The sequence below is a fragment of the Vibrio sp. B1Z05 genome (assembly GCF_052955985.1).
The window spans coordinates 232414-254747 of record NZ_CP130463.1 but is presented as its reverse complement, the minus strand read 5'-3'; the positions used below and the strand labels follow the sequence as shown (position 1 = coordinate 254747).

Annotated in this window: 34 protein-coding genes; 10 read left to right on the top strand and 24 right to left on the bottom strand. The window is 44.5% G+C overall.

Going from position 1 to position 22334, the window contains the following annotated elements:
• Position 1: 1 nt before the first annotated feature.
• Positions 2 to 1726 carry an autotransporter assembly complex protein TamA gene (tamA, locus tag QV280_RS01280; protein ID WP_039969911.1) on the bottom strand — a complete coding sequence of 575 codons (1725 nt, stop codon included), beginning with the start codon at positions 1724 to 1726 and terminating at the stop codon, positions 2 to 4.
• Positions 1727 to 1862: 136 nt separating this feature from the next.
• Here tamA and msrA point away from each other — a divergent pair, with 136 nt between their 5' ends.
• The 6 genes from msrA (at position 1863) to QV280_RS01250 (ending at position 6590) form a co-directional block, all read left to right on the top strand.
• Positions 1863 to 2495, top strand: coding sequence for a peptide-methionine (S)-S-oxide reductase MsrA (msrA, locus tag QV280_RS01275; protein WP_023402487.1), 633 nt, complete (start codon positions 1863 to 1865; stop codon positions 2493 to 2495).
• Between the two features lie 110 nt (positions 2496 to 2605).
• Entirely contained in the window at positions 2606 to 3157 is a 552-nt protein-coding gene (locus QV280_RS01270; RefSeq protein ID WP_039969909.1) for a YtfJ family protein, read from the top strand.
• 169 nt (positions 3158 to 3326) lie between these two features.
• The gene (gene zrgA / locus QV280_RS01265; protein WP_152821480.1) at positions 3327 to 4037 is read left to right on the top strand and encodes a zinc uptake protein ZrgA; all 711 of its coding nucleotides are present in this window, start codon (positions 3327 to 3329) and stop codon (positions 4035 to 4037) included.
• Positions 4038 to 4112: 75 nt separating this feature from the next.
• Positions 4113 to 4832: an ABC transporter ATP-binding protein gene (locus tag QV280_RS01260; RefSeq protein ID WP_023402484.1), complete on the top strand. Its 720-nt coding sequence runs from the start codon at positions 4113 to 4115 to the stop codon at positions 4830 to 4832.
• A complete protein-coding gene (locus QV280_RS01255) occupies positions 4829 to 6088 on the top strand; it encodes an ABC transporter permease (protein WP_152821482.1) in 1260 nt (419 codons plus the stop codon). Before QV280_RS01260 ends, QV280_RS01255 begins: the two co-directional genes overlap by 4 nt.
• 10 nt (positions 6089 to 6098) lie before the next feature.
• Positions 6099 to 6590, top strand: coding sequence for a DUF3299 domain-containing protein (locus QV280_RS01250; RefSeq protein ID WP_023402482.1), 492 nt, complete (start codon positions 6099 to 6101; stop codon positions 6588 to 6590).
• 77 nt (positions 6591 to 6667) lie between these two features.
• Here QV280_RS01250 and cobA read toward each other — a convergent pair whose 3' ends face one another.
• Positions 6668 to 7516, bottom strand: a complete 849-nt coding sequence (gene cobA / locus QV280_RS01245) for a uroporphyrinogen-III C-methyltransferase (RefSeq protein WP_152821484.1) — start codon at positions 7514 to 7516, stop codon at positions 6668 to 6670.
• Between the two features lie 240 nt (positions 7517 to 7756).
• Between cobA and QV280_RS01240 the strand changes: the two genes are divergently transcribed.
• Positions 7757 to 8212, top strand: a complete 456-nt coding sequence (locus QV280_RS01240) for a GNAT family N-acetyltransferase (RefSeq protein WP_023402480.1) — start codon at positions 7757 to 7759, stop codon at positions 8210 to 8212.
• A 3-nt stretch (positions 8213 to 8215) separates the two neighbouring features.
• On the opposite strand, the gene QV280_RS01235 is transcribed toward QV280_RS01240, so the two are convergent.
• On the bottom strand, positions 8216 to 8800 hold the full coding sequence (locus QV280_RS01235; protein ID WP_023402479.1) for a LysM-like peptidoglycan-binding domain-containing protein: 585 nt from the start codon (positions 8798 to 8800) through the stop codon (positions 8216 to 8218).
• A 287-nt stretch (positions 8801 to 9087) separates the two neighbouring features.
• Between QV280_RS01235 and QV280_RS01230 the strand changes: the two genes are divergently transcribed.
• The 3 genes from QV280_RS01230 to QV280_RS01220 all read left to right on the top strand — a co-directional run bounded on the left by QV280_RS01230 (position 9088) and on the right by QV280_RS01220 (position 11769).
• Positions 9088 to 9708 (top strand): FKBP-type peptidyl-prolyl cis-trans isomerase, encoded by a 621-nt coding sequence (locus QV280_RS01230; RefSeq protein WP_039969907.1) that lies wholly within the window; start codon positions 9088 to 9090, stop codon positions 9706 to 9708.
• Between the two features lie 157 nt (positions 9709 to 9865).
• Positions 9866 to 11134: an O-acetylhomoserine aminocarboxypropyltransferase/cysteine synthase family protein gene (locus tag QV280_RS01225; RefSeq protein ID WP_023402477.1), complete on the top strand. Its 1269-nt coding sequence runs from the start codon at positions 9866 to 9868 to the stop codon at positions 11132 to 11134.
• Positions 11135 to 11277: 143 nt separating this feature from the next.
• On the top strand, positions 11278 to 11769 hold the full coding sequence (locus tag QV280_RS01220; protein WP_023402476.1) for a DUF2780 domain-containing protein: 492 nt from the start codon (positions 11278 to 11280) through the stop codon (positions 11767 to 11769).
• Positions 11770 to 12051: 282 nt separating this feature from the next.
• Here the strand turns inward: QV280_RS01220 and rplQ are convergent, their stop codons facing one another.
• The 21 genes from rplQ to rpsC all read right to left on the bottom strand — a co-directional run bounded on the left by rplQ (position 12052) and on the right by rpsC (position 22331).
• Positions 12052 to 12432, bottom strand: a complete 381-nt coding sequence (rplQ, locus tag QV280_RS01215; protein ID WP_021712504.1) for a 50S ribosomal protein L17 — start codon at positions 12430 to 12432, stop codon at positions 12052 to 12054.
• A gap of 26 nt (positions 12433 to 12458) precedes the next feature.
• On the bottom strand, positions 12459 to 13451 hold the full coding sequence (locus tag QV280_RS01210; protein ID WP_152821487.1) for a DNA-directed RNA polymerase subunit alpha: 993 nt from the start codon (positions 13449 to 13451) through the stop codon (positions 12459 to 12461).
• Positions 13452 to 13475: 24 nt separating this feature from the next.
• Positions 13476 to 14096: a 30S ribosomal protein S4 gene (rpsD, locus tag QV280_RS01205; protein ID WP_021712506.1), complete on the bottom strand. Its 621-nt coding sequence runs from the start codon at positions 14094 to 14096 to the stop codon at positions 13476 to 13478.
• 31 nt (positions 14097 to 14127) lie between these two features.
• Positions 14128 to 14517, bottom strand: coding sequence for a 30S ribosomal protein S11 (gene rpsK / locus QV280_RS01200; protein ID WP_004398450.1), 390 nt, complete (start codon positions 14515 to 14517; stop codon positions 14128 to 14130).
• A gap of 18 nt (positions 14518 to 14535) precedes the next feature.
• Positions 14536 to 14892 carry a 30S ribosomal protein S13 gene (gene rpsM, locus QV280_RS01195; protein WP_021712507.1) on the bottom strand — a complete coding sequence of 119 codons (357 nt, stop codon included), beginning with the start codon at positions 14890 to 14892 and terminating at the stop codon, positions 14536 to 14538.
• Between the two features lie 147 nt (positions 14893 to 15039).
• A complete protein-coding gene (gene rpmJ / locus QV280_RS01190; RefSeq protein WP_039969906.1) occupies positions 15040 to 15153 on the bottom strand; it encodes a 50S ribosomal protein L36 in 114 nt (37 codons plus the stop codon).
• A gap of 39 nt (positions 15154 to 15192) precedes the next feature.
• A complete protein-coding gene (gene secY / locus QV280_RS01185; protein ID WP_023402474.1) occupies positions 15193 to 16527 on the bottom strand; it encodes a preprotein translocase subunit SecY in 1335 nt (444 codons plus the stop codon).
• Positions 16528 to 16547: 20 nt separating this feature from the next.
• Positions 16548 to 16982, bottom strand: a complete 435-nt coding sequence (gene rplO / locus QV280_RS01180) for a 50S ribosomal protein L15 (RefSeq protein WP_021712509.1) — start codon at positions 16980 to 16982, stop codon at positions 16548 to 16550.
• A 5-nt stretch (positions 16983 to 16987) separates the two neighbouring features.
• Positions 16988 to 17164: a 50S ribosomal protein L30 gene (gene rpmD, locus QV280_RS01175; protein ID WP_021712510.1), complete on the bottom strand. Its 177-nt coding sequence runs from the start codon at positions 17162 to 17164 to the stop codon at positions 16988 to 16990.
• Positions 17165 to 17169: 5 nt separating this feature from the next.
• Positions 17170 to 17670, bottom strand: coding sequence for a 30S ribosomal protein S5 (gene rpsE, locus QV280_RS01170; protein WP_021712511.1), 501 nt, complete (start codon positions 17668 to 17670; stop codon positions 17170 to 17172).
• 14 nt (positions 17671 to 17684) lie between these two features.
• Positions 17685 to 18038: a 50S ribosomal protein L18 gene (gene rplR / locus QV280_RS01165; protein WP_021712512.1), complete on the bottom strand. Its 354-nt coding sequence runs from the start codon at positions 18036 to 18038 to the stop codon at positions 17685 to 17687.
• A gap of 9 nt (positions 18039 to 18047) precedes the next feature.
• Positions 18048 to 18581 carry a 50S ribosomal protein L6 gene (gene rplF, locus QV280_RS01160; RefSeq protein WP_023402473.1) on the bottom strand — a complete coding sequence of 178 codons (534 nt, stop codon included), beginning with the start codon at positions 18579 to 18581 and terminating at the stop codon, positions 18048 to 18050.
• 10 nt (positions 18582 to 18591) lie between these two features.
• A complete protein-coding gene (gene rpsH / locus QV280_RS01155) occupies positions 18592 to 18984 on the bottom strand; it encodes a 30S ribosomal protein S8 (RefSeq protein WP_021712514.1) in 393 nt (130 codons plus the stop codon).
• A 29-nt stretch (positions 18985 to 19013) separates the two neighbouring features.
• Positions 19014 to 19319 carry a 30S ribosomal protein S14 gene (gene rpsN / locus QV280_RS01150; RefSeq protein ID WP_017029090.1) on the bottom strand — a complete coding sequence of 102 codons (306 nt, stop codon included), beginning with the start codon at positions 19317 to 19319 and terminating at the stop codon, positions 19014 to 19016.
• Between the two features lie 17 nt (positions 19320 to 19336).
• A complete protein-coding gene (gene rplE / locus QV280_RS01145; protein WP_023402472.1) occupies positions 19337 to 19876 on the bottom strand; it encodes a 50S ribosomal protein L5 in 540 nt (179 codons plus the stop codon).
• A 24-nt stretch (positions 19877 to 19900) separates the two neighbouring features.
• Positions 19901 to 20218, bottom strand: a complete 318-nt coding sequence (gene rplX / locus QV280_RS01140) for a 50S ribosomal protein L24 (protein WP_023402471.1) — start codon at positions 20216 to 20218, stop codon at positions 19901 to 19903.
• A gap of 11 nt (positions 20219 to 20229) precedes the next feature.
• Complete coding sequence (gene rplN, locus QV280_RS01135) at positions 20230 to 20601, bottom strand: 50S ribosomal protein L14 (protein ID WP_006075569.1); 372 nt, start codon at positions 20599 to 20601, stop codon at positions 20230 to 20232.
• Between the two features lie 164 nt (positions 20602 to 20765).
• Positions 20766 to 21020, bottom strand: a complete 255-nt coding sequence (gene rpsQ / locus QV280_RS01130) for a 30S ribosomal protein S17 (RefSeq protein WP_023402470.1) — start codon at positions 21018 to 21020, stop codon at positions 20766 to 20768.
• A complete protein-coding gene (gene rpmC, locus QV280_RS01125) occupies positions 21020 to 21211 on the bottom strand; it encodes a 50S ribosomal protein L29 (protein WP_021712518.1) in 192 nt (63 codons plus the stop codon). Before rpmC ends, rpsQ begins: the two co-directional genes overlap by 1 nt.
• Complete coding sequence (gene rplP, locus QV280_RS01120; protein ID WP_017029096.1) at positions 21211 to 21621, bottom strand: 50S ribosomal protein L16; 411 nt, start codon at positions 21619 to 21621, stop codon at positions 21211 to 21213. Before rplP ends, rpmC begins: the two co-directional genes overlap by 1 nt.
• Positions 21622 to 21632: 11 nt before the next feature.
• Positions 21633 to 22331 carry a 30S ribosomal protein S3 gene (rpsC, locus tag QV280_RS01115; protein ID WP_023402469.1) on the bottom strand — a complete coding sequence of 233 codons (699 nt, stop codon included), beginning with the start codon at positions 22329 to 22331 and terminating at the stop codon, positions 21633 to 21635.
• Positions 22332 to 22334: the final 3 nt, after the last annotated feature.

Here is a 22334-nt window from a genome sequence, read left to right as displayed (position 1 = left end):
GTTACAACTCCGGTCCCAAACCAAAGTGAATCTGGAACTTATCGGTTCCTTCATCAGCATCTAAACCAAAGGCAAAATCAAGCCTTACAGGGCCTACTGGAGAAGCCCAGCGAATACCAACACCGGTGCCGGTTTTCCATTCTGGGGTTTCGTTCCATGCATCACCATAATCTACAAATGTCGCTAACCACCAATCCCCATAAACGCGGTACTGATACTCTAAACTGGTTGTGGCCATAAACTTAGCCCCGGTGAGCTTACCTTCGTCGTCTTTTGGAGAGATGGATTCATACTCATAACCACGCAGATTATTATCGCCACCAGCAAAAAAACGTAACGATGGCGGAAGGTCAAATACCGACTCAGTAAAGTTAGCGCCACCACCGACATAAAATATGCCACGATGATTCTTTTTATAACTGCGAATCCATGTGGTTCGTCCCAAAACCCTTAAAACTCGGGCTTCGGAGAACAGCGCCGGATCACCATACTCAAAGGTAATGGATTGTTTATCACCCCATGTTGGCATAGGACCACCTCGGGTACGTGTTTTAGAAAACGACACACCAGGCAACAGCATAGTAAAGTTATCTTCTTGAGAACCCTGAGTAAAATCTTCATTGAGTAAGCGGATAAATACGGTTCGATGCCAACCACTATCCAAAGCCCAATGTCGCTCTAGACCTAAGCTGGATTCAAAACTGGTGGTATCGTTATTATCAAGATGCTTCATACCATATTGAACACGGTAGTACTCACGCAGCACATCTTCTAAAGGGATTTTATAACCCACCACAATCTCTTGCTCTGGTTTAGAAAGAGAGAAGCTACTATCGAAACTGTGGCCTTGTGGATTTAGCCAAGGTCGTCGCCAATTTAATGATCCTCGCACGCCAACATCGGTCGAATAACCGATACCGGTCTCGACTTGGTGACGTGATTGTGGTGACAACTGAATAGTCATCGGCAACTCTCTATTTCCATCACCCACTTGGCTCAAATCTGGCTCAACAAATACGCTTGAAAACCAAGATGTACTGGACAGGTTTTGGTTGAGCAAACCTATCTTACTGGCTAAATAAGGGTCGCCCTGCTCAAATGGAACTAAAGATTGTACTCGTTGCTCTTCTATCTGAGAGCCCAAGATCTTAGTTGGACCAAAGCGATATCGAATGCCACTTTCATAGTGAAGATGAATAAAGGCTTTATTGAGCTCTGGAGAGATCTCTAAACGAGTAGTGCTAAAGTCGCCTTCAAAATACCCTCGTTTTAACGCTAGATTACGCAAGCCTGATTTAAGTGCGTCATACTCACCATGATTGAGTCGTTTACCTACTTTTAAGTTACTCGACTTAATCAAGGCTGCAAATTCACGATCGTCTTTGGCTTCTCCGCTAACCTTGATATCAACAGTATCAATCATTACAGGATCGCCAAGTTTGACATCAACCGTGAGCTTTTGATCTTCCTCATTCACAGTAAAATGAAGGATTGGATGATAGTAGCCCAAAGCCCTAACGGCTTGAACAATGCTATCTTCAACACGAGATTGAAAACGAAGGGAGGTGGAATATTCATCTTCTGGAATGGCAGACAAATACGCCTCAACGTTATCTTCGACCTCACTAGAAAGGCCGTTGATGTTGAGAGTTGCCTCGGCTCGACACATTTGGCTTACAACCAAAAGGACAAAAGCGATAAATATCCGTATTACGCGTTGATTCATTTTTTAATGGTTACTGTACTTCCTGTAACGAGACAGATGTGTAGGCAGAAAATTTCCCCATGGGTCGACTAAGTAGTATAAAGGATTGATCCGTGATAAAAAATTTAAAAAACACTTACTTTTGCTAGGAGAGCACATGTTTGATAAACATACCATGATTTCAAAGGAAGATGCGTTGTCTGGGCGCACAAATCCTATCGTTAAACTGGGTCATCATTTTGTTAATCATACTGATTTGACCGCGCCACCGGCGAAAGGTTGCCAAAACATATTACTCGGATTGGGTTGTTTTTGGGGAGCCGAACGCCTTTTCTGGAACACAGCAGGAGTAATTTCAACATCAGTGGGTTATAGCGGTGGATATACACCAAACCCAAGCTATGAAGAAGTCTGTACCGGACAAACCGGACATACCGAAGTAGTGAGTGTTATTTTCGACCCACAACAGATCTCCCTAGACGCTTTACTGCAACTGTTTTGGGAAAAACACGACCCGACTCAAGGGATGCGTCAAGGCAATGATGCCGGCACACAATATCGCTCGGCTATCTATTGCTATGACGATGAACAAATGCGTATTGCTAAAGCATCATTAACAGCCTATCAGCAACTGCTCACGCAATCAGACAAGGCTTCAATTACCACTGAAATCGCCTTAGCCGGTCCTTATTATTTTGCCGAAGAGTACCACCAACAGTATTTAGCCAAGAATCCAGACGGTTATTGTGGCCTCGGCGGAACAGGAATTTGCTTCCCTCCACAGAACTAATATGGAACTTCACAGGTGTAAATAAATCTACTTACCATATACTTAAGGCAAATTATCACTTGTAGTTGCCATACTTATAAGTGGCTATTCACATAACAATGGATTTAAACATGCAAATAAAAACCCTACTCACTGTATTAGCTATCACTGTGCCTTGTTCTTCATGGGCACTGAATATGCCAACTGGAAAAACTGCACCTGCGGTGAATGTTTCCAGTTTTGGAGAAGTAATAGCCAATCAGGATGATATAACATATCATCAGTGGGATTCAGCAAGCATGGTAGGAAAAACTCGCGTAATCCAAGCTATAGCTGGGCGCTCTGCAGCCAAGGCAATAAACAAGCCTATGATAGATGCGATTATTAGTGCTGATTTCCCAAAAGATAAGTATCAAACGACCACTATTGTGAATCAAGATGATGCTATCTGGGGTACCAGCTCTTTTGTTAAATCCAGTGCTGAAGATAGCAAACGTGATTTCCCATACTCTTCTATTGTCTTAGATGAACATGGTGCGGTGGCTAAAGCATGGGACCTTGAAGCAAAAAGCTCAATGATTGCAGTTCAGGGTAAAAACGGAGAGATCCTTTGGGCTAAAGATGGTGAATTAACTCCTAAAGAAATACAGCATGTTATCTCTTTAGTAAAAAGTAACCTATAAGCCCAACCATATAAACTTCGCTGTCTAAATGAGCTCTATTGGCTTGTTTGTCATGATATTGACGCCTTTTTGAGGTTCAATTGAGTAGAAATAACAGCCATATAGAAATATGAATGAAAAATACCGACGTTACAATACGTCGACTTTGCATCAATAGGTAATTAGAACAATGATAAAAGCTGTTAAGCCACTACTTTTCTCCCTAAGTGCTCTGACGCTAGCGGTAACATCTATCTCAGCTCACGCTGAAGAACATTTCCGTCAGCATGGTACTCATGTACACGGCAGCGTTGAGCTAAATATCGCTCAAGACGGCCAAGATCTTTTAGTTGAAATCCGTGCTCCAGGCGCTGATGTGATCGGTTTTGAGCATATGCCAAAAACGGAAGAGCAACATAAGATTTTTGATAAAGCAATGGCGCACTTAAACTCTGCTGATTCTATTTTGCAAATCAGTGATGAAGCAGGTTGTACACTCACGACTAAAGAAGTGACTCCTGCTCTTTCTGAGGGTGATCATGATGACCATGAGGGTCACGACCACGACGGTCATGACCATGATGGCCATGACCACGATGGGCACGACCATGACGGACACGACCATCATGCACATGAAGGCCATGATCACGACGGGCATGACCATGACGGACACGATCATCATGCACATGAAGGCCACGACCACGACGGGCATCATGACGGACATGGTCAATTTAACATTGCATACCAATATCAATGTAAAGATATGAGTAAACTGACTCAAATTGACACAAATTGGTTCAAGCTATTTAGTGGTACTAAGGTTATCCACGCAAACTTGCTAACAGATTCAGCTCAACTTGCTACAGAGCTCACTAAAGGCAACAGCGTTATTAAGCTTTAGTCTCTATGGTCACTACTAAACTAAAAGTAGTGACCATTTCTCGTCACTTTTCGGCAGATTGTAATAGGAAACATAGTGACTACACACTCTCAAACAGATACCGTAATCGAACTCAAAGACGTTCGTTTCTCATGGCCGGGTAACTCCAAACCTACTTTAGATATACCGACACTTACGGTTAAACAAGGTCAGCACATCTTCATTAAAGGGCCTAGTGGCTGTGGCAAGTCGACACTTCTCAGCTTACTTACCGGTATCGCGACCAGTGACAGTGGCTTCCTTAAAGTATTAGACACCGAATTATCTAGCCTTTCGCAAACTCAAAGAGATCGTTTTCGCGCTGACAATATAGGCTATATTTTTCAACAATTTAATTTACTGCCTTATTTATCTGTTATTGATAATGTGATTCTTCCTTGCCAATTTTCACAGCAAAGAAAACACGGAGTTGATGGCGACCTAAAACAACAAGCACGCCAACTATTACAGCGCCTCCACCTTGCAGAAGAGTTATTAGATAAACCCGTTATCGAGCTCAGTATTGGTCAACAGCAACGCGTCGCTGCAGCGCGCGCCTTAATCGGCAAACCACGACTGATTATTGCTGACGAACCCACTTCCTCATTAGACTTTGCCAATCGCACAGCATTTTTAGAGCTATTGATGGAGCAGACAGAGCAAGCCAAATCGACCTTGGTTTTTGTTAGCCATGATCCAACCCTTGAAGGCCTGTTCAATACTCGCCTCAACCTTCAAGAACTCAATCAAGTTAAAGCCGAGGTAGTAAGCAAATGAACACCACTGCACATTTAGCTTGGAAAAGCCTTTCAAACCGAAAAACAACCGCTTTTCTCACTATTTTGACGGTCGCTATTTCCGTCATTTTATTACTGGGTGTTGAGCGCATTCGTACCGAAGCGAAAAACAGCTTTGCCAACACCATTTCTGGTACAGATTTAATTGTTGGTGCTCGCTCAGGCCAAGTAAACCTGCTTCTTTATTCTGTTTTTCGTATTGGTAATGCTACTAATAATATTGACTGGAAAAGCTTTGAAGAGTTTAGCCATAGCCCAGTTGTCGATTGGGCTATCCCTATTTCTCTTGGCGACTCGCACAAAGGTTTTCGAGTCATGGGTACGACCCAAGCCTATTTTGACCATTTTAAATACGGCAAAAAACAACACATAAAACTGAGCGCAGGTAAGCCATTTACCGGATTATTCGAAACTGTCATTGGCTCAGAAGTCGCAGAAACTCTGGGTTATAAAATTGGCACAGAGATCATTATTGCGCACGGCATTTCCGACGTAGGGTTTGCCCGACACGATCACCTTCCATTTAAAGTGGTGGGGATCTTAGCGCCAACAGGCACACCGGTAGATAAAACGGTGCACGTTTCCCTAAAAGCCATCGAAGCCATTCACGTAGGGTGGGAATCTGGAGCCAATTTAGGCGGCAACCCTGGCGCTGATGCACTGAAAAAAATGGATTTCCAACCTAAGCAGATCACCGCCTTTATGTTGGGGCTCAAATCAAAAATTCAGACTTTTGCTCTGCAACGACAAATCAATACCTACAACAAAGAGCCGTTAAGTGCCATTCTTCCGGGTATTGCACTGCATGAGTTGTGGGGAATGATGTCCATTGCCGAACAAGCTTTACTGGTTGTGTCAGGATTTGTCGTGATTTCAGGTTTACTTGGTATGCTCAGTAGCTTGCTTACCAGCCTACAAGAGCGCCGCCGAGAAATGGCCATATTACGCGCTATGGGTGCACGCCCTAAACACATTTTTGCCTTACTCATTAGTGAAGCGACCGCTCTAACTCTGGCTGGTATTGTGACGGGGGTTGCGGGCCTTTACGCTATGTTATTTATCCTGAAACCCATCATCCTAAAGCTCTATGGCATTAGTATTGAATTAAGTATGCTAACCGCACATGAATGGACCTTAATCGGGTTAGTTCTTGGAGCTGGTGTTATCATCGGCTTCATTCCAGCCTTTAGAGCATATCGCCAGTCACTCGCTGATGGCATGACTATTCGAATTTAAGAGACTATCAATGAAAAAGCTCACACAATGTTTTTTTATGTTGGCACTAACCCTGTCATCACTGTTAGCCCACGCTGAACCACTAGAGCTGAATTGGATTGATCTGATTCCTGAAAGTGAACGCGCCCAATTTGATCAACAACAAATGCCGATGCCTTCATCACACGATGGTGGCGCAGCACCGCAAGCTAAAATTGGTTCTGTGCGTACCGAACTTGATGGCAGCCAAGTAAAAATCCCAGGCTTTGTTATTCCACTGGAAGGCGATGCGAATAACGTGACTGAGTTTCTTTTAGTCCCTTACTTTGGTGCTTGTATTCACGTTCCGCCACCGCCACCAAACCAAATCATCTATGTGAAATTCCCAAGTGGTGCGCCAGTACAAGAATTGTGGGATGTGGTGTATGTGGTCGGTGAGCTAAAAGCGCAAACCGTCGAGCATGAACTGGCCGAAACTGGCTACCTGCTAAACGGGACATCGCTGGAACCGTATGATGATTAAGTGATTAACATAACAGTGCGATAAAATGGAAGATGAGCCATACATAGAGGGTCTATGTATGGCTTTTTATGTTTAATTTACTTTACTTTTACTTGAGCGTGAGCCTGCTCTGTTTGCACGCCATCGGTATCAAACCACGCCAATTTTTTACCTAAAGCAACCACCTCTCCCACTACGATTAAGGCTGGAGATGCCGCGTGTTTAGATAGCTCGCTCAATTGCGATAGATTGCCATAAATGACCTTTTGCGCTGCTTGAGTTCCGCGCTCAATAATCGCTATCGGTGTGTCTGCCGCGCGTCCATACTGGGTGAGTTGCTGCTCGATAATACTCGACTTCATTAAACCCATATAAATAACCAGAGTTTGATTTTTACGCGCTAAGGTCGACCAATCCACTGTCGAGTCTTCATCTTTTAAATGCCCAGTCACAAACATTGCCGTCTGAGCATAATCTCTATGTGTCAGCGGTATTCCAGCATACGCTGTCGCGCCAGATGCTGCAGTAATGCCAGGGATAACTTGAAAGCTAACTCCATTATCCACCAATACTTCCAACTCTTCTGCGCCACGACCAAATATGAAGGGATCGCCACCTTTAATTCTCACTACTCGGTAGCCTTGCTTAGCAAAATCCACTAACAACTGATTGGTTTTATGCTGAGGGACACTGTGCGCTCCTGCTCGTTTGCCCACACAAACCAAAATCGCATCGGCTGAAACCAAAGATAAGATCTCATCCGACACTAGGTAGTCATACAGAATCACTTCTGCTTGTCTTAGCATGTTCAATGCTTTGATGGTCAAAAGCTCAGGATCACCCGGTCCTGCGCCAACAAGTGCCACTTGTCCTGGTTGTAGTGCGGTATAAGGCAGCTTTGAATCAATCGCAGTGCGAGGGCTAATAGGAACAACAGTGTCGAGCATAATCACATCCTTGTTATAAGAGTGAAATGATTATGCCGTGTACAGTTTATAACTGGAAATTCTATATTTGTATCTGTTATTCCTTAATCGACTTAAAAACAAACTAATGACTTAGGATGTTAAGGATAACTCATTGTTCAGCTTAAGTTGGTTACCACTCATCTATACCGCTCAGTACAGCAACATTTACTTATGCTAACCTATTGTTCTTAATCTCTACTGACACTGGTACTTCTGCTCATGCTCGATTGGCAACTACTCGCATTCGATGAAATCGACAATCACCTTCTTTATCAAATTCTTAAACTGCGGGTGGATGTATTCGTAGTAGAACAAGATTGTGCTTATCCAGAACTGGATAATAAAGATCATGCACAAGGGGTTAAGCATTTAATCGCTTTACAAGATAATGAGGTACTTGCGGTGGCTCGCTTAATTCCTGCGGGGATTTCATATCCTACTGTGAGTATAGGGCGCGTGGTGGTCAGCGCTACAGCGCGAAAGCTCAATCTGGGTCACCAGTTGATGGAAAAAGCGGTAACAGAATGTCAGCGACTATGGCCCAATCAAGCTATTGAGATTGGTGCGCAAGCTCATTTACAAGCTTTCTATCAAAGACATGGTTTTGAGGCATTCTCAAAACCTTATCTGGAAGATGGGATTCCTCATATAGACATGCGCCGAGAGGCAATATAGCGTTTATTTACTGCGACCAAAGCCACCATTTGAAAGGCGGAAAAACATGACCGACTCTTCAGAGCTTTCTAGTTGCAGAATATCTAAACGTCCGTTCACATCGCGTTTAAAACGAACCAATTGACCTTGCTTGATTTGGCTCAGTGGTTTGTCTACGCCTTCAATTTTAGCAAGGGCATTGAGATCGGTCATCGATAGATCGTTGTTACGAAATACATTCGCTAACGTATCTCCGGATTTTACTGTGTACTCAATCCACTGCCCATTCACCGAATCTTGACTACTCGTTTCAGAACCAGAGGCAATCACAGTGTTTGTGCCTTGCTCACTTAAACCTCGAGTATTAATAGGCACAGAAACCCTTTGATTGGCAGGCGTGCTCACTTCTTTATCAACCGAGACTTTAGGTTCGGGCATAATAATGAGTATTAAGGTGACAGGTACCAGTATCATTAGCGCACGTCGATGCCACTTAGGGAAAGCTGTAACCCCTTGTTTTATCTTTGAAGGTAGCGCCATCCACTCTATTTGGTTCCACTTGTCTGTCAACATTTCTGTATGTGTCTTAGAGCGGGTACGTCGATTCATCCTATATCACTCCGACTTATCCATTTCTATCAGGATATAAAAAAAACAGTGCAATGAACACACCCTCGGTCTCAGTGAAAGATAATTAAACACAATTAACTGCAAATGAGCACTAATTTGACCGAGTAGTAGGCTTAATTAACCAATTTGAGAGCAAAATTTAGGCCTAGGTTTAATTTTTCCACATTATTTGACCACTATCGAATATCAGACCTTAGCAACAATTTTCAACTTCAATCAGAACTGGTATGCTTGCGCCTTTATATCAAAAACTGAGAGAGACAACTATGTCTGAAGTTCAATTAGAAACTGTAGAGCAAAAAGCTAGCTACGGTATCGGTCTACAAATGGGTCAGCAACTGGCTGGCAGTGGTCTTGAAGGCCTAAACGTTGACGCAATCGCGGCAGGTATCGCAACAGCATTGACTGGCGGCATGCCAGCAATCGAAGTTGATGAAATCAACAACGCTCTTCAAGAACTTCACACTCGCGTAGAAGCTGCACGTGCTGAACAAGCTAAAGTTGCTGCTGCTGATGGCGAAGCATTCCTAGCTGACAACGCTCTTCGTTCAGAAGTGACTGTTCTTGAGTCTGGTCTTCAATACGAAGTACTGACTGAAGGTACTGGTGAAGTTCCAACATCTGAAGCACAAGTACGTGTTCACTACCACGGTGAGCTAACTGACGGAACTGTATTTGACAGCTCTGTATCTCGCGGTCAACCAGCTGAGTTCCCTGTAACTGGCGTTATCAAAGGCTGGGTTGAAGCACTGCAACTAATGCCTGTTGGTTCTAAGTGGAAACTGTACATCCCACAAGATCTTGCATACGGTGAGCGTGGCGCTGGCGCTGCAATCCCTCCGTTCGCAGCTCTAGTATTTGAAGTAGAACTACTGGACATCCTGTAATTCTCGCATAGCTATTGTTTTATAAAGGCTTTTTCTTCGGAGAAAGCCTTTTTTTATATCTGCTTAATATCAAAAACTTGTTATCTCTGCCCTTGCGAACCCATAGTAAAACATGGCATCTTAATTCTAATTTCGCTCACAAGGACAGGAAGAACCAATGAAAGACGAAACTCTTGCAATACATCATGGCTATGAAACGGACCCAACCACTAAATCATGTGCCACTCCAATCTATCAAACTGTCGCCTATGAATTTGACGATGCTCAACATGGCGCTGATTTATTTGATTTAGCCGTTCCTGGTAATATCTACACTCGTATCATGAACCCAACCAATGATGTATTAGAAAAGCGTATGGCGGCCCTGGAAGGCGGTATTGCAGGTCTAGCGGTAAGTGCAGGCAGCTCTGCAATCCACTACGCGGTGCTTACCCTCGCGCAAGCGGGTGACAATATTGTTTCGACACCTCAACTATACGGCGGCACTTACACCCTGTTTGCTCATATGTTCCCAAGCTTAGGTATCCAAGTAAAATTTGCCGCTGACGATAAGCCTGAGACACTGGCTGCGTTAATTGATGACAAAACGAAAGCGGTATATTGCGAATCTATTGGTAACCCTGCCGGTAATATCGTGGATATCGAAGGCATCGCCACTGCCGCACACGCCAAAGGCGTACCTGTCATTGTGGATAATACCGTTGCCACACCCGCGGTATGTAAGCCAATCCAATACGGCGCTGATATCGTAGTGCACTCGCTGACTAAATATGTAGGCGGACATGGTACAACTTTAGGCGGCATGATCATCGACTCAGGTAAATTCCCTTGGGCAGAGCACAAAGAACGTTTCGCTGTATTGAATCAGCCGGAACCTTCTTACCATGGCGTAGTATATGCTGAAGCCTTTGGTGAAGCTGCATTCATCGGCCGTGCACGCACAGTACCTTTGCGTAATACCGGTTCGGCATTATCACCAATGAATGCCTTCATGTTGATGCAAGGTCTAGAAACCTTATCACTGCGTATGGAGCGTCACTGTGAGAATGCGATTAAGGTGGCTACCTACTTGCAAAACCATCCAAAAGTTAGCTGGGTGAGCTATGCAGGCCTACCTGACTCACCTTTCTATGAACTCGCACAAAAATATATGCAAGGTAAGCCATCTAGCATCCTTTCGTTTGGCTTAAAAGACGGCTATGAAGCTGGGGTGAAGTTTTATGATGCGCTACAAATATTTAAACGCTTAGTAAACATTGGTGATGCTAAGTCATTAGCCTGTCATCCGGCTTCCACCACTCACCGCCAATTAACCGAGCAAGAGCAGAAGAATGCGGGCGTAGCGCCTGAAATGATTCGCTTGTCGGTTGGCATTGAGCACATTGACGATATTCTTGCCGATCTTGAGCAAGCATTGAATCAATAACCACGAATTGGTTTTCAACTAATGATACGACGGCGCTTAGGCGCCGTTTTTTATTGCCAGTTCCGAGCAAAGCTATCAATCCTTTCCTAGACTTAAAGCAATTCATATCAGTATGAAGAACTTTAAATTACGAGGGATTGGAAATGAAGGGAATAGCTGTATCAACCTTAATCAGCGCTTTGGTGCTAAGTACGCCAAGTTATGCATTCTTTGGCTTTGGCTCAGATGACGATGAAGATAAGAAAACTGACATGTCTGCGCTTACCGGACAAATCTCGCAACAGCTAAACTCAGCGCAAAGCACACCACTTACCGATCTACTGAGTAGCCAACTGGACGTCACGCCAACACAAGCGGCAGGTGGTGCCGGCGCACTATTATCTTTAGCTCAAACTCAGCTATCTGATGATAATGCCAGTGAGTTAAGCTCCCTTATTCCGGGGCTAAGTAGCTTTACAGGATCTACCGGATTGACCTCAATGATCACCAATATGGATTCGGTGAAGAGTACCTTTGAAAGTTTAGGGCTTGATCCTTCATTAGTGTCTCAGTTTGCACCGGTTATTTTGCAATACCTGACTTCTGAAGGTGCCAGTAGTGGCTTATTAGGTTCGTTGTCGAGTTTATGGGGATAGTTGATAAAGCAGCGTGAAGGTAATACCAATCGTATTAAATAACTGGTCATTCTAGCTTGTTAAAATGCTCGATAACGGCGTTAGAATTTTTGATTGTAGAATAACTACTTATCGAAAAATTGTGCCTTTTTCATCTCTAGCATTTTTCCTGCGCTAGTTCTGAGCACTTACTTAGTGTGATTGGTATAATTTAAAACAGAAGATAAAATTTATCGAATAGCCAAATAGCAGACACAAAAAAGCCGAGCATAAATGCTCGGCTTTTTAGTTCTAACTGAACTATTACTCAGCAGCTTCTTCAGCAACTGGACGATCTACAAGCTCAATGAATGCCATTGGTGCTTTATCGCCAGTACGGAAACCAGCTTTTAGGATACGAGTGTAACCGCCTTGACGGGCAGCAAAACGTGGACCTAGTTCGTTAAATAGTTTTGCCACAACTTCGTTATCACGAGTGCGAGCAAATGCAAGACGACGGTTAGCAACACTGTCAGTCTTAGCTAATGTAATCAAAGGCTCAACTACGCGACGTAGCTCTTTTGCTTTTGGCAATGTAGTCTTGATAACTTCATGACGTACAAGAGAGCTAGCCATATTGCTGAACATCGCTTTGCGATGTGAGCTGTTGCGGTTGAGTTGACGACCACTCTTACGATGGCGCATGACCTAATCCTTCTAACTAATATCGGTTAATCTTCAGCGATTGACGCTGGTGGCCAGTTTTCTAGGCGCATGCCTAGAGACAAGCCGCGAGAAGCAAGCACGTCCTTAATCTCAGTAAGTGATTTCTTACCAAGGTTAGGGGTTTTAAGAAGCTCTACTTCAGTACGCTGAACAAGATCACCGATGTAGTGAATCGCTTCTGCTTTTAGACAGTTTGCAGAGCGAACTGTTAGCTCAAGATCGTCTACAGGACGAAGTAGGATAGGATCGAACTCCGGCTTCTCTTCGATTGGTTCTTGAACACGTACATCACGAAGATCTACGAAAGCATCCAATTGTTCAGCAAGTATAGTTGCTGCACGACGGATTGCCTCTTCTGGCTCAAGAGTGCCATTCGTTTCCATATCGATAACAAGCTTATCCAAGTCAGTACGTTGTTCTACACGTGCCGCTTCTACAGCGTAGGCAATTTTGTCTACTGGGCTGTAAGTTGCGTCAACAAGTAGACGACCGATTGGGCGCTCATCTTCTTCAGTATGGATGCGAGATGAAGCTGGAACATAACCACGACCACGTTCAACTTTGATACGCATAGCGATATCAGCGTTGTCATCGGTTAGATGACAAATAACGTGCTCTGGGTTAGCGATCTCTACATCACCATCGTGGGTGATGTCACCTGCAACCACAGGGCCTGAGCCTGATTTGTTCAGTGTAATAAACACGTCATCTTTGCCTTCCGCTACGCGTACAGCCAAACCTTTAAGGTTCAGTAGGATTTCAAGAATGTCTTCTTGAACGCCTTCTTTAGTGCTGTATTCGTGTAGCACACCTTCAATCTCAACTTCTGTTACGGCACAACCCGGCATAGAAGATAAAAGAATACGGCGAAGTGCATTACCAAGAGTATGGCCAAAACCACGCTCTAATGGCTCAAGAGTTACTTTTGCGTGTGTCGTATTGATCTGTTCGATATCAACAAGACGTGGCTTAAGAAATTCTGTTACAGAACCCTGCATTGTGTCCTCTCTTTAGTTTAAACCTTACTTAGAGTAAAGTTCGACGATCAGGTGTTCGTTGATGTCAGCAGACAGATCAGAACGTTCTGGTAAACGTTTGAATGTGCCTTCCATTTTGCTGCCATCTACTTCAATCCAAATTGACTTTTCACGTTGTTCAGCAACTTCTAGAGCAGCCTTAATGCGAGATTGCGTTTTAGCTTTCTCACGAATTGAAACAACGTCATTTGCCGCTACTTTGAATGAAGGAACGTTAACAACTTTACCGTTAACTAGGATAGCTTTGTGGCTAACTAGTTGACGTGCTTCTGCGCGAGTTGCGCCAAAGCCCATGCGGTAAACTACGTTATCTAAACGACCTTCTAGAAGCTGAAGCAGGTTTTCACCTGTGTTGCCTTTAAGGCGTGCAGCTTCTTTGTAGTAGTTACGGAATTGTTTTTCTAAAACGCCGTAGATACGACGAACTTTTTGCTTCTCACGAAGCTGAACGCCATATTCAGATAGACGACCGCGACGAGCGCCGTGTACACCTGGTGCGTTATCAATTTTACACTTGGTATCGATCGCGCGGACACCAGACTTAAGGAATAAGTCAGTACCTTCACGACGGCTAAGCTTCAGCTTAGGACCCAAATATCTAGCCATGTTCTTTCTCCAATATTCCTAAAAACGAAACTTAAACGCGACGTTTCTTAGGTGGACGACAACCGTTATGAGGGATCGGAGTTGCATCAACGATGTTAGTGATGCGGTATCCAGCAGCGTTTAGTGCACGGATAGTTGACTCACGACCTGGACCTGGGCCCTTAACCATAACTTCCAAGTTCTTTAGGCCATATTCTTTAGCCATTTCGCCAGCGCGCTCTGCTGCAACCTGAGCTGCGAACGGAGTTGACTTACGAGAACCACGGAAACCTGAACCACCTGCAGTAGCCCAAGCTAGTGCGTTACCTTGACGGTCAGTAATGGTCACGATTGTGTTGTTGAAAGAAGCATGAATGTGCGCTACGCCATCAGCTACTTGCTTGCGAACGCGTTTACGTGCGCGAGTTGGTTGTTTTGCCATTGTACTCTACCCTTCCGACTATTTCTTGATCGGCTTACGCGGACCCTTACGGGTGCGAGCGTTGGTTTTAGTACGCTGTCCACGTAGTGGTAGACTGCGACGATGACGAAGACCACGGTAACAGCCAAGGTCCATAAGACGCTTGATGTTCATTGATACTTCACGGCGTAGATCACCTTCTACAGTGTATTTAGCTACACCATCACGCAGTTGATTGATCTGATCTTCAGTTAGTTCACTGATCTTAACATTTTCAGCAATACCCACTTCAGCTAAAATAGCTTGAGAACGAGTCTTACCGATGCCGAAGATTGCAGTTAATGCAATCACAGCATGCTTATGATCAGGAATGTTAATGCCTGCTATACGGGCCACTATTCACTCCTAGTACTTATGTAAAGAATTATCCGCAGCAGAGCCCGTCTAGGATACGCTGCGGCATACTACTTCTTTTGCACGCAAAAGGTAGGCCGAGGAATATACTCGAACCTACCCAATTTTTCAAGTAAAAACTTCTGCTAATTAGCCTTGGCGTTGTTTATGCTTTGGCTCACTGCAGATCACACGCACAACACCGTTGCGCTTGATGATCTTACAGTTACGGCAGATTTTTTTAACGGAAGCACGAACTTTCATTGCTAAACTCCGTAAATGAAATCTGGAACTACAACCGAATTAACGGCCATAACCCTTCAGATTTGCTTTCTTCAACACAGAATCATACTGTTGTGACATCAGATGAGTCTGTACCTGTGCCATGAAATCCATGATTACAACAACTACGATTAGTAGTGATGTACCGCCAAAGTAGAAACGTACGTTCCACATGACCATCATGAACTCGGGAATCAGACAGATAAAGGTAATATATAGAGCACCTGCAAGGGTTAGTCTAGTCATTACTTTATCAATGTATCTAGCTGTCTGCTCTCCTGGGCGGATGCCGGGTACGAAAGCACCAGACTTCTTCAAGTTATCTGCTGTCTCACGCGGGTTGAATACCAACGCCGTGTAGAAGAAACAGAAAAAGATAATCGCTGACGCATAAAGCATAACATATAGCGGCTGACCTGGGCTTAATGCTAGTGACACATCAGTTAACCAACCGAATGTCGCACTTTCGCCGTTCTGACCGAACCACTGTGCTAATGTTCCTGGGAACAAAATAATACTTGATGCGAAAATTGCAGGGATTACACCAGCCATGTTTATTTTCAATGGTAGGTGTGAACTCTGCGCTGCATATACCTTACGACCTTGTTGACGCTTGGCGTAGTTAACGACGATACGACGCTGACCACGTTCCATGAATACAACAAAGTAGATAACAGCAAATGCAATTACTGCGATTAACAGTAGAAGAAGCACGTGCAATTCACCTTGACGCGCCTGCTCAATTGTAGACCCGATTGCTTTAGGCAATCCTGCAACAATACCTGCAAAGATGATTAACGATATACCGTTACCAATTCCGCGCTCTGTAATTTGTTCACCTAACCACATTAAGAACATGGTGCCGGTTACTAAACTTACGGTTGCAATCAGGGTGAACATGGTTTGGTTGATAACAACCAGATTGTCGACCATATTCGGTAAGCCTGTTGCTATACCTATAGCTTGGAATGTTGCAAGTACGAGCGTGCCGTAACGTGTGTACTGACTTATCTTACGACGGCCAGCCTCACCCTCTTTCTTTAGCTCAGCTAAAGCAGGGTGAACAACAGTTAGCAATTGGACCACAATCGATGCCGAAATATACGGCATGATACCAAGGGCCAAGATAGATGCACGCGAAAGTGCACCACCGGAGAACATGTTGAACATTTCAACGATGGTACCTTGTTGCTGGTCTAACAGTTGGGCAAGTACAGCCGCGTCAATACCAGGGATCGGCACAAAAGAACCCGCACGAAACACCAACAAGGCACCTATTACGAATAACAGGCGTGTTTTCAATTCCGATACGCCACTTTTTGCACTACTAAAATCTTGTCCTGGTTTTTTAGCCATCTGTACCTTTCCCTCGAAGATTATTCTTCGATTTTACCGCCGGCAGCTTCAATAGCAGCTTTAGCGCCTTTAGTTACGCGAAGACCTTTAACAGTCACAGCTTTGTTAATTTCACCAGAAAGAACAACTTTTACAAATTCGATGTTCTTAGTGATTACGTTAGCAGCTTTAAGGCTGTTTAGATCTACAACGTCACCAGTTACTTTCGCTAGCTCAGCTAGACGAACTTCAGCAGACACTAGGCTCTTACGAGAAGTGAAGCCGAACTTAGGTAGACGCTGTTTCAAAGGCATTTGACCGCCTTCAAAACCTGGACGAACACTGCCGCCAGAGCGTGACTTTTGACCTTTGTGGCCACGGCCACCTGTTTTACCAAGGCCAGAACCGATACCACGGCCTACGCGCTTCTTAGAAGGCTTAGAACCAGCAGCCGGTGATAGAGTATTCAAACGCATTCTGATTACTCCTCAACTTTAACCATGTAGTAAACCTTGTTGATCATGCCGCGAATTGCAGGCGTGTCTTCAAGTTCTACCGTATGGTTGATGCGACGAAGGCCTAGACCACGTAAGCACAATTTGTGCTTAGGTAGACGACCGATTGAGCTTTTAGTTTGAGTTACTTTGATAGTTGCCATGGTGCTTACTCCGAAATATTTTCAACAGTTAGACCACGTTTAGCTGCAATCATCTCTGGAGATTTCATGCCGCTTAAACCATCAATAGTCGCGCGAACTACGTTGATAGGGTTTGTTGAACCGTATGCTTTCGCAAGTACGTTTCGAACACCTACAACTTCTAGTACTGCACGCATCGCACCGCCGGCGATGATACCAGTACCTTCCGCAGCTGGCTGCATGTATACTTTAGAGCCAGTGTGACGACCTTTCACCGCGTGGTGAAGAGTACCTTCATTAAGCGCGATCGTAACCATGTTACGACGAGCTTTTTCCATTGCTTTTTGAATCGCTGCAGGTACTTCACGAGCTTTGCCGTAACCGAAACCTATGCGACCGTTACCGTCACCAACTACTGTTAGTGCAGTAAAACTAAAGATTCGACCACCTTTAACCGTTTTAGCAACACGGTTAACGGCGATTAATTTTTCCGCCAAATCTGAAGCTTGTTGTTGTTCTTTAGCCATCGATCAACCCTACCTTAGAATTTCAGACCAGCTTCGCGAGCAGAATCTGCTAGCGCCGCTACTCGACCGTGGTATTGGAAACCAGAACGATCGAAAGCAACATTTGAAATGCCTTTTTCGATAGCGCGCTCAGCAATAGCTTTACCTACAGCTTTAGCAGCGTCAACGTTACCAGTGTTCTTAACTTGCTCACGGATCGCTTTTTCTACAGTAGAAGCAGCTGCGATAACCTCAGAGCCGTTTGGTGCAATAACCTGTGCATACACATGACGAGGAGTACGGTGTACTACTAGACGGTTCACACGAAGTTCAGCAATCTTACGACGTGCACGTGTAGCACGACGGATGCGAGATGCTTTCTTATCCATAGTGTTACCTTACTTCTTCTTAGCTTCTTTGGTACGCACATATTCATCTGCGTAACGAACACCTTTACCTTTATAAGGTTCAGGCTCACGGTAAGAACGAATGTTAGCCGCTGTTTGACCAACTAGTTGCTTATCAGCACCAGTTAGAACAATTTCAGTTTGGCTAGGACATTCGGCTTTAATACCCGCTGGCACTTCGTGCTCAACTGGGTGAGAGAAACCTAGAGTCAAGTTTACAGCGTTGCCTTTGATAGCAGCACGGTAACCAACACCCTTAAGAACTAGTTTCTTAGTAAAGCCTTCAGTAACACCAACAACCATGTTGTTTACAAGTGCACGCGCAGTACCAGCTTGTGCCCAAGCACCAGCTACACCTTCACGTGGACCGAAAGTTAGGTTGTTCTCTTCCTGAGAAATTACTACTGCGTTGTTGAAAACGCGAGAAAGTTCACCCTTAGGGCCTTTCACAGTAACTTCTTGACCATTAATCTTCACCTCTACTCCAGCTGGAATAGCGACAGGTGCTTTAGCAACACGAGACATATTCTACTCCTTAAGCTACGTAGCAGATGATCTCACCACCAAGACCCGCTTTGCGAGCGGCGCGGTCAGACATAAGACCTTTGGAAGTGGACACTACAGCAATACCCAAACCACCCATCACTGAAGGAAGGCTGTCTTTATTTTTATAGACACGCAGACCTGGACGAGAAACACGTTGGATTTGCTCGATTACTGGTTTTGCTTGGAAGTACTTAAGAGTAACTTCTAGCTCTGGTTTTGCTCCGCTTTCAACAGCGAAGTCTGTGATGTAACCTTCGTTTTTTAGCAAAGTAGCGATTGCAACTTTAAGCTTTGAAGAAGGCATTTTTACAGCAACTTTATTTGCTGACTGACCGTTACGAATGCGGGTCAGCATATCCGAAATCGGATCTTGCATGCTCATACGATTTACTCCAAATGATTAAGTGGCAATTACCAGCTAGCCTTACGAAGACCCGGAATCTCGCCTTTCATGCAAGCTTCACGAACCTTAATACGGCTTAGACCGAACTTACGTAGGTAACCGTGTGGACGACCAGTTTGGTTGCAACGGTTACGCTGACGAGATGCACTTGAATCACGTGGTAGAGATTGTAGTTTTAGAACTGCATCCCAACGCTCTTCTTCAGATGCGTTAACATCACTAATAGTGATTTTAAGCGCACGACGCTTTTCAGCGAATTTTGCTACTAGCTTAGCACGTTTAGTTTCGCGTGCTTTCATAGATTGTTTAGCCATAACAGTAACCCTTCACCTTACTTACGGAATGGGAAGTTAAAGGCAGCCAGCAGAGCTCGGCCTTCCTCATCGGTGCTCGCAGAAGTCGTGATAGTAATATCAAGACCACGAACGCGATCAACTTTATCAAAGTCGATTTCCGGGAAGATGATTTGCTCGCGAACGCCCATGCTGTAGTTACCGCGTCCGTCAAAAGACTTAGCGCTAACACCACGGAAGTCACGTACACGTGGTAGAGCGATGTTAATCAAACGCTCCAAGAAATCCCACATACGTTCGCCACGCAAGGTTACTTTACAACCGATTGGGTAGCCTTCGCGGATTTTAAAACCAGCAACAGATTTACGCGCTTTAGTGATTAGTGGCTTTTGACCAGAGATCGTTGCCATATCAGAAGCTGCGTTTTCTAGAAGCTTTTTATCGTTGATTGCTTCACCCACACCCATATTAAGGGTGATCTTATCGATTCTAGGGACTTGCATGACGCTTGTGTAGCTGAACTCTTTGGTAAGTTCAGCGACTACAGACGACTTGTAGTAATCATGCAGTTTCGCCATAGTTCACTCCAAATTACTCTATTCTTAGTTAGAAACGGTTTCGCCGTTAGACTTGAAGAAGCGAACCTTCTTGCCATCTTCGAAACGGAAACCGATACGGTCTGCTTTACCTGTAGCTGCGTTGTAGACTGCAATGTTTGAAGCATCAATTGCTGCTTCTTGCTCTACGATACCACCTTGAACATTCATAGCCGGTACAGGCTTCTGATGTTTCTTAACAAGGTTGATACCTTCAACGATAACTTTACCAGTTGTCAGAACCTTAGTTACTTTACCTTTCTTGCCTTTATCTTTACCAGCAAGAACGATTACTTCGTCATCACGACGGATTTTAGCTGCCATTTTACTGCTCCTTATAGTACTTCTGGAGCCAGTGAAACAATCTTCATGAATTTCGCATTACGAAGTTCACGAGTCACTGGGCCAAAGATACGAGTGCCGACTGGTTGCTCAGTAGTGTCGTTCAACAATACACAAGCATTACGGTCGAAGCGAATGACAGAACCGTCTGGACGACGTACGCCTTTACGAGTGCGCACAACAACCGCCTTCAGTACATCACCTTTTTTTACTTTACCGCGAGGAATTGCTTCCTTAACAGTAACTTTGATGATATCACCGATATGTGCATAACGACGGTGTGAGCCACCCAGAACCTTAATACACATTACCTTGCGCGCGCCAGAGTTATCTGCAGCGTCAAGTGTACTTTGCATTTGGATCATTGTTAGTGCTCCGCTAAATATTAAAAACTAGACCCTCTCGGGTCGGGCTGCCTCTTTAAAGGGATGCGAATTGTAACACCCTTTTACCCAATTGGGTAGGCAAAAAATAAGCGGCTCCCAAAAAATCCTGGAAGCCGCTTTAAGTTGTTAAAAACTAACGAAAATTAAACTTTCGCTTTTTTTACAACTTTTACCAAAGTCCAAGATTTAGTCTTAGACAGTGGACGACACTCTTGAATTTCAACGGTATCGCCTAGGCTACACTCGTTGTTTTCATCATGTGCGTGGATCTTAGTCGTGCGCTTTACGAACTTGCCGTAAATAGGGTGTTTAACCATGCGCTCGATAGCAACAACAATAGACTTATCGCCTTTGTCACTTACGATACGACCAAGTGAAGTACGGATTTTGTCGCTCATTATGCGCCTGCCTTCTCAGTCAATATGGTTTTAACACGTGCGATATCACGACGTACAGCTTTAAGAGTATGTGTTTGCTGTAGTTGACCAGTCGCAGCTTGCATGCGCAAGTTGAACTGTTCACGTAGCAAATTCAATAGCTCAGCGTTAAGTTCTTCAACGCTCTTTTCACGTAGCTCTTGTGCTTTCATTACATCACCTGCTTAGTTACAAATGTTGTTTTGATAGGCAGTTTACGTGCCGCTAGGCGGAACGCTTCACGTGCCAACTCTTCAGGTACGCCATTCATTTCGTACATAACCTTGCCAGGTTGGATTTGAGCAACCCAGTACTCAACGTTACCTTTACCTTTACCTTGACGAACTTCAAGAGGTTTTTCAGTAATCGGTTTGTCTGGGAAGATACGAATCCAAATTTGACCTTGACGTTTAACATGACGTGTCATAGCACGACGTGCCGCTTCGATTTGACGAGCAGTAATACGTCCACGACCAACAGCTTTAAGACCGAATTCGCCGAAGCTTACTTCAGTACCTTTAGCTAGGCCACGGTTACGACCAGTCTGAACCTTACGGAACTTAGTACGTTTAGGTTGTAGCATCTGTCGACTCCTTACTTACGGCCTTTACGCTGCTTCTTAGGCTTGTCAGCCTTTGGCTCTACTGCATTAGCAGCTGGCATACCGCCTAGGATTTCACCTTTGAAGATCCAGACTTTAATGCCGATCACACCGTATTGGGTGTGAGCCGAAGAAGTTGCGTAATCGATGTCAGCACGAAGGGTATGTAGTGGCACACGGCCTTCACGGTACCATTCAGTACGCGCGATTTCAGCACCGCCAAGACGGCCGCTTACTTCTACTTTGATACCTTTAGCGCCAAGACGCATTGCGTTTTGTACCGCGCGCTTCATAGCACGACGGAACATAACACGACGCTCTAGCTGAGACGCGATGCTATCAGCCACTAATTGACCATCTAGCTCAGGCTTACGTACTTCAGCGATGTTAATTTGCGCTGGTACACCTGCGATTTTAGCTACAGCTGTGCGTAGCTTCTCAACGTCTTCACCTTTCTTACCGATAACAACGCCAGGGCGAGCAGTGTGAATAGTCACACGAATGCTCTTAGCTGGACGTTCGATAACGATACGTGAAAGAGACGCTTTTGAAAGTTCCTTAGTAAGGAACTGACGTACCTTGAAGTCGCCGTCTAGGTTGTCAGCGAAATCTTTGGTATTAGCAAACCATGTAGCATTCCAAGGCTTGACGATGCCAAGACGAATACCATTAGGATGTACTTTCTGACCCATTGC

Excerpts from the sequence above, each read along its gene's own strand:
- tamA (WP_039969911.1), bottom strand. The coding sequence starts at position 1,726 with ATGAATCAACGCGTAATACGGATATTTATCGCTTTTGTCCTTTTGGTT.
- msrA (WP_023402487.1), top strand. The coding sequence starts at position 1,863 with ATGTTTGATAAACATACCATGATTTCAAAGGAAGATGCGTTGTCTGGG.
- QV280_RS01270 (WP_039969909.1), top strand. The coding sequence starts at position 2,606 with ATGCAAATAAAAACCCTACTCACTGTATTAGCTATCACTGTGCCTTGT.
- zrgA (WP_152821480.1), top strand. The coding sequence starts at position 3,327 with ATGATAAAAGCTGTTAAGCCACTACTTTTCTCCCTAAGTGCTCTGACG.
- QV280_RS01255 (WP_152821482.1), top strand. The coding sequence starts at position 4,829 with ATGAACACCACTGCACATTTAGCTTGGAAAAGCCTTTCAAACCGAAAA.
- QV280_RS01250 (WP_023402482.1), top strand. The coding sequence starts at position 6,099 with ATGAAAAAGCTCACACAATGTTTTTTTATGTTGGCACTAACCCTGTCA.
- cobA (WP_152821484.1), bottom strand. The coding sequence starts at position 7,516 with ATGCTCGACACTGTTGTTCCTATTAGCCCTCGCACTGCGATTGATTCA.
- QV280_RS01240 (WP_023402480.1), top strand. The coding sequence starts at position 7,757 with ATGCTCGATTGGCAACTACTCGCATTCGATGAAATCGACAATCACCTT.
- QV280_RS01235 (WP_023402479.1), bottom strand. The coding sequence starts at position 8,800 with ATGAATCGACGTACCCGCTCTAAGACACATACAGAAATGTTGACAGAC.
- QV280_RS01230 (WP_039969907.1), top strand. The coding sequence starts at position 9,088 with ATGTCTGAAGTTCAATTAGAAACTGTAGAGCAAAAAGCTAGCTACGGT.
- QV280_RS01225 (WP_023402477.1), top strand. The coding sequence starts at position 9,866 with ATGAAAGACGAAACTCTTGCAATACATCATGGCTATGAAACGGACCCA.
- QV280_RS01220 (WP_023402476.1), top strand. The coding sequence starts at position 11,278 with ATGAAGGGAATAGCTGTATCAACCTTAATCAGCGCTTTGGTGCTAAGT.
- rplQ (WP_021712504.1), bottom strand. The coding sequence starts at position 12,432 with ATGCGCCATCGTAAGAGTGGTCGTCAACTCAACCGCAACAGCTCACAT.
- QV280_RS01210 (WP_152821487.1), bottom strand. The coding sequence starts at position 13,451 with ATGCAGGGTTCTGTAACAGAATTTCTTAAGCCACGTCTTGTTGATATC.
- rpsD (WP_021712506.1), bottom strand. The coding sequence starts at position 14,096 with ATGGCTAGATATTTGGGTCCTAAGCTGAAGCTTAGCCGTCGTGAAGGT.
- rpsK (WP_004398450.1), bottom strand. The coding sequence starts at position 14,517 with ATGGCAAAACAACCAACTCGCGCACGTAAACGCGTTCGCAAGCAAGTA.
- rpmJ (WP_039969906.1), bottom strand. The coding sequence starts at position 15,153 with ATGAAAGTTCGTGCTTCCGTTAAAAAAATCTGCCGTAACTGTAAGATC.
- secY (WP_023402474.1), bottom strand. The coding sequence starts at position 16,527 with ATGGCTAAAAAACCAGGACAAGATTTTAGTAGTGCAAAAAGTGGCGTA.
- rplO (WP_021712509.1), bottom strand. The coding sequence starts at position 16,982 with ATGCGTTTGAATACTCTATCACCGGCTGCTGGTTCTAAGCCTTCTAAG.
- rpmD (WP_021712510.1), bottom strand. The coding sequence starts at position 17,164 with ATGGCAACTATCAAAGTAACTCAAACTAAAAGCTCAATCGGTCGTCTA.
- rpsE (WP_021712511.1), bottom strand. The coding sequence starts at position 17,670 with ATGGCTAAAGAACAACAACAAGCTTCAGATTTGGCGGAAAAATTAATC.
- rplR (WP_021712512.1), bottom strand. The coding sequence starts at position 18,038 with ATGGATAAGAAAGCATCTCGCATCCGTCGTGCTACACGTGCACGTCGT.
- rplF (WP_023402473.1), bottom strand. The coding sequence starts at position 18,581 with ATGTCTCGTGTTGCTAAAGCACCTGTCGCTATTCCAGCTGGAGTAGAG.
- rpsH (WP_021712514.1), bottom strand. The coding sequence starts at position 18,984 with ATGAGCATGCAAGATCCGATTTCGGATATGCTGACCCGCATTCGTAAC.
- rpsN (WP_017029090.1), bottom strand. The coding sequence starts at position 19,319 with ATGGCTAAACAATCTATGAAAGCACGCGAAACTAAACGTGCTAAGCTA.
- rplE (WP_023402472.1), bottom strand. The coding sequence starts at position 19,876 with ATGGCGAAACTGCATGATTACTACAAGTCGTCTGTAGTCGCTGAACTT.
- rplX (WP_023402471.1), bottom strand. The coding sequence starts at position 20,218 with ATGGCAGCTAAAATCCGTCGTGATGACGAAGTAATCGTTCTTGCTGGT.
- rplN (WP_006075569.1), bottom strand. The coding sequence starts at position 20,601 with ATGATCCAAATGCAAAGTACACTTGACGCTGCAGATAACTCTGGCGCG.
- rpsQ (WP_023402470.1), bottom strand. The coding sequence starts at position 21,020 with ATGAGCGACAAAATCCGTACTTCACTTGGTCGTATCGTAAGTGACAAA.
- rpmC (WP_021712518.1), bottom strand. The coding sequence starts at position 21,211 with ATGAAAGCACAAGAGCTACGTGAAAAGAGCGTTGAAGAACTTAACGCT.
- rplP (WP_017029096.1), bottom strand. The coding sequence starts at position 21,621 with ATGCTACAACCTAAACGTACTAAGTTCCGTAAGGTTCAGACTGGTCGT.
- rpsC (WP_023402469.1), bottom strand. The coding sequence starts at position 22,331 with ATGGGTCAGAAAGTACATCCTAATGGTATTCGTCTTGGCATCGTCAAG.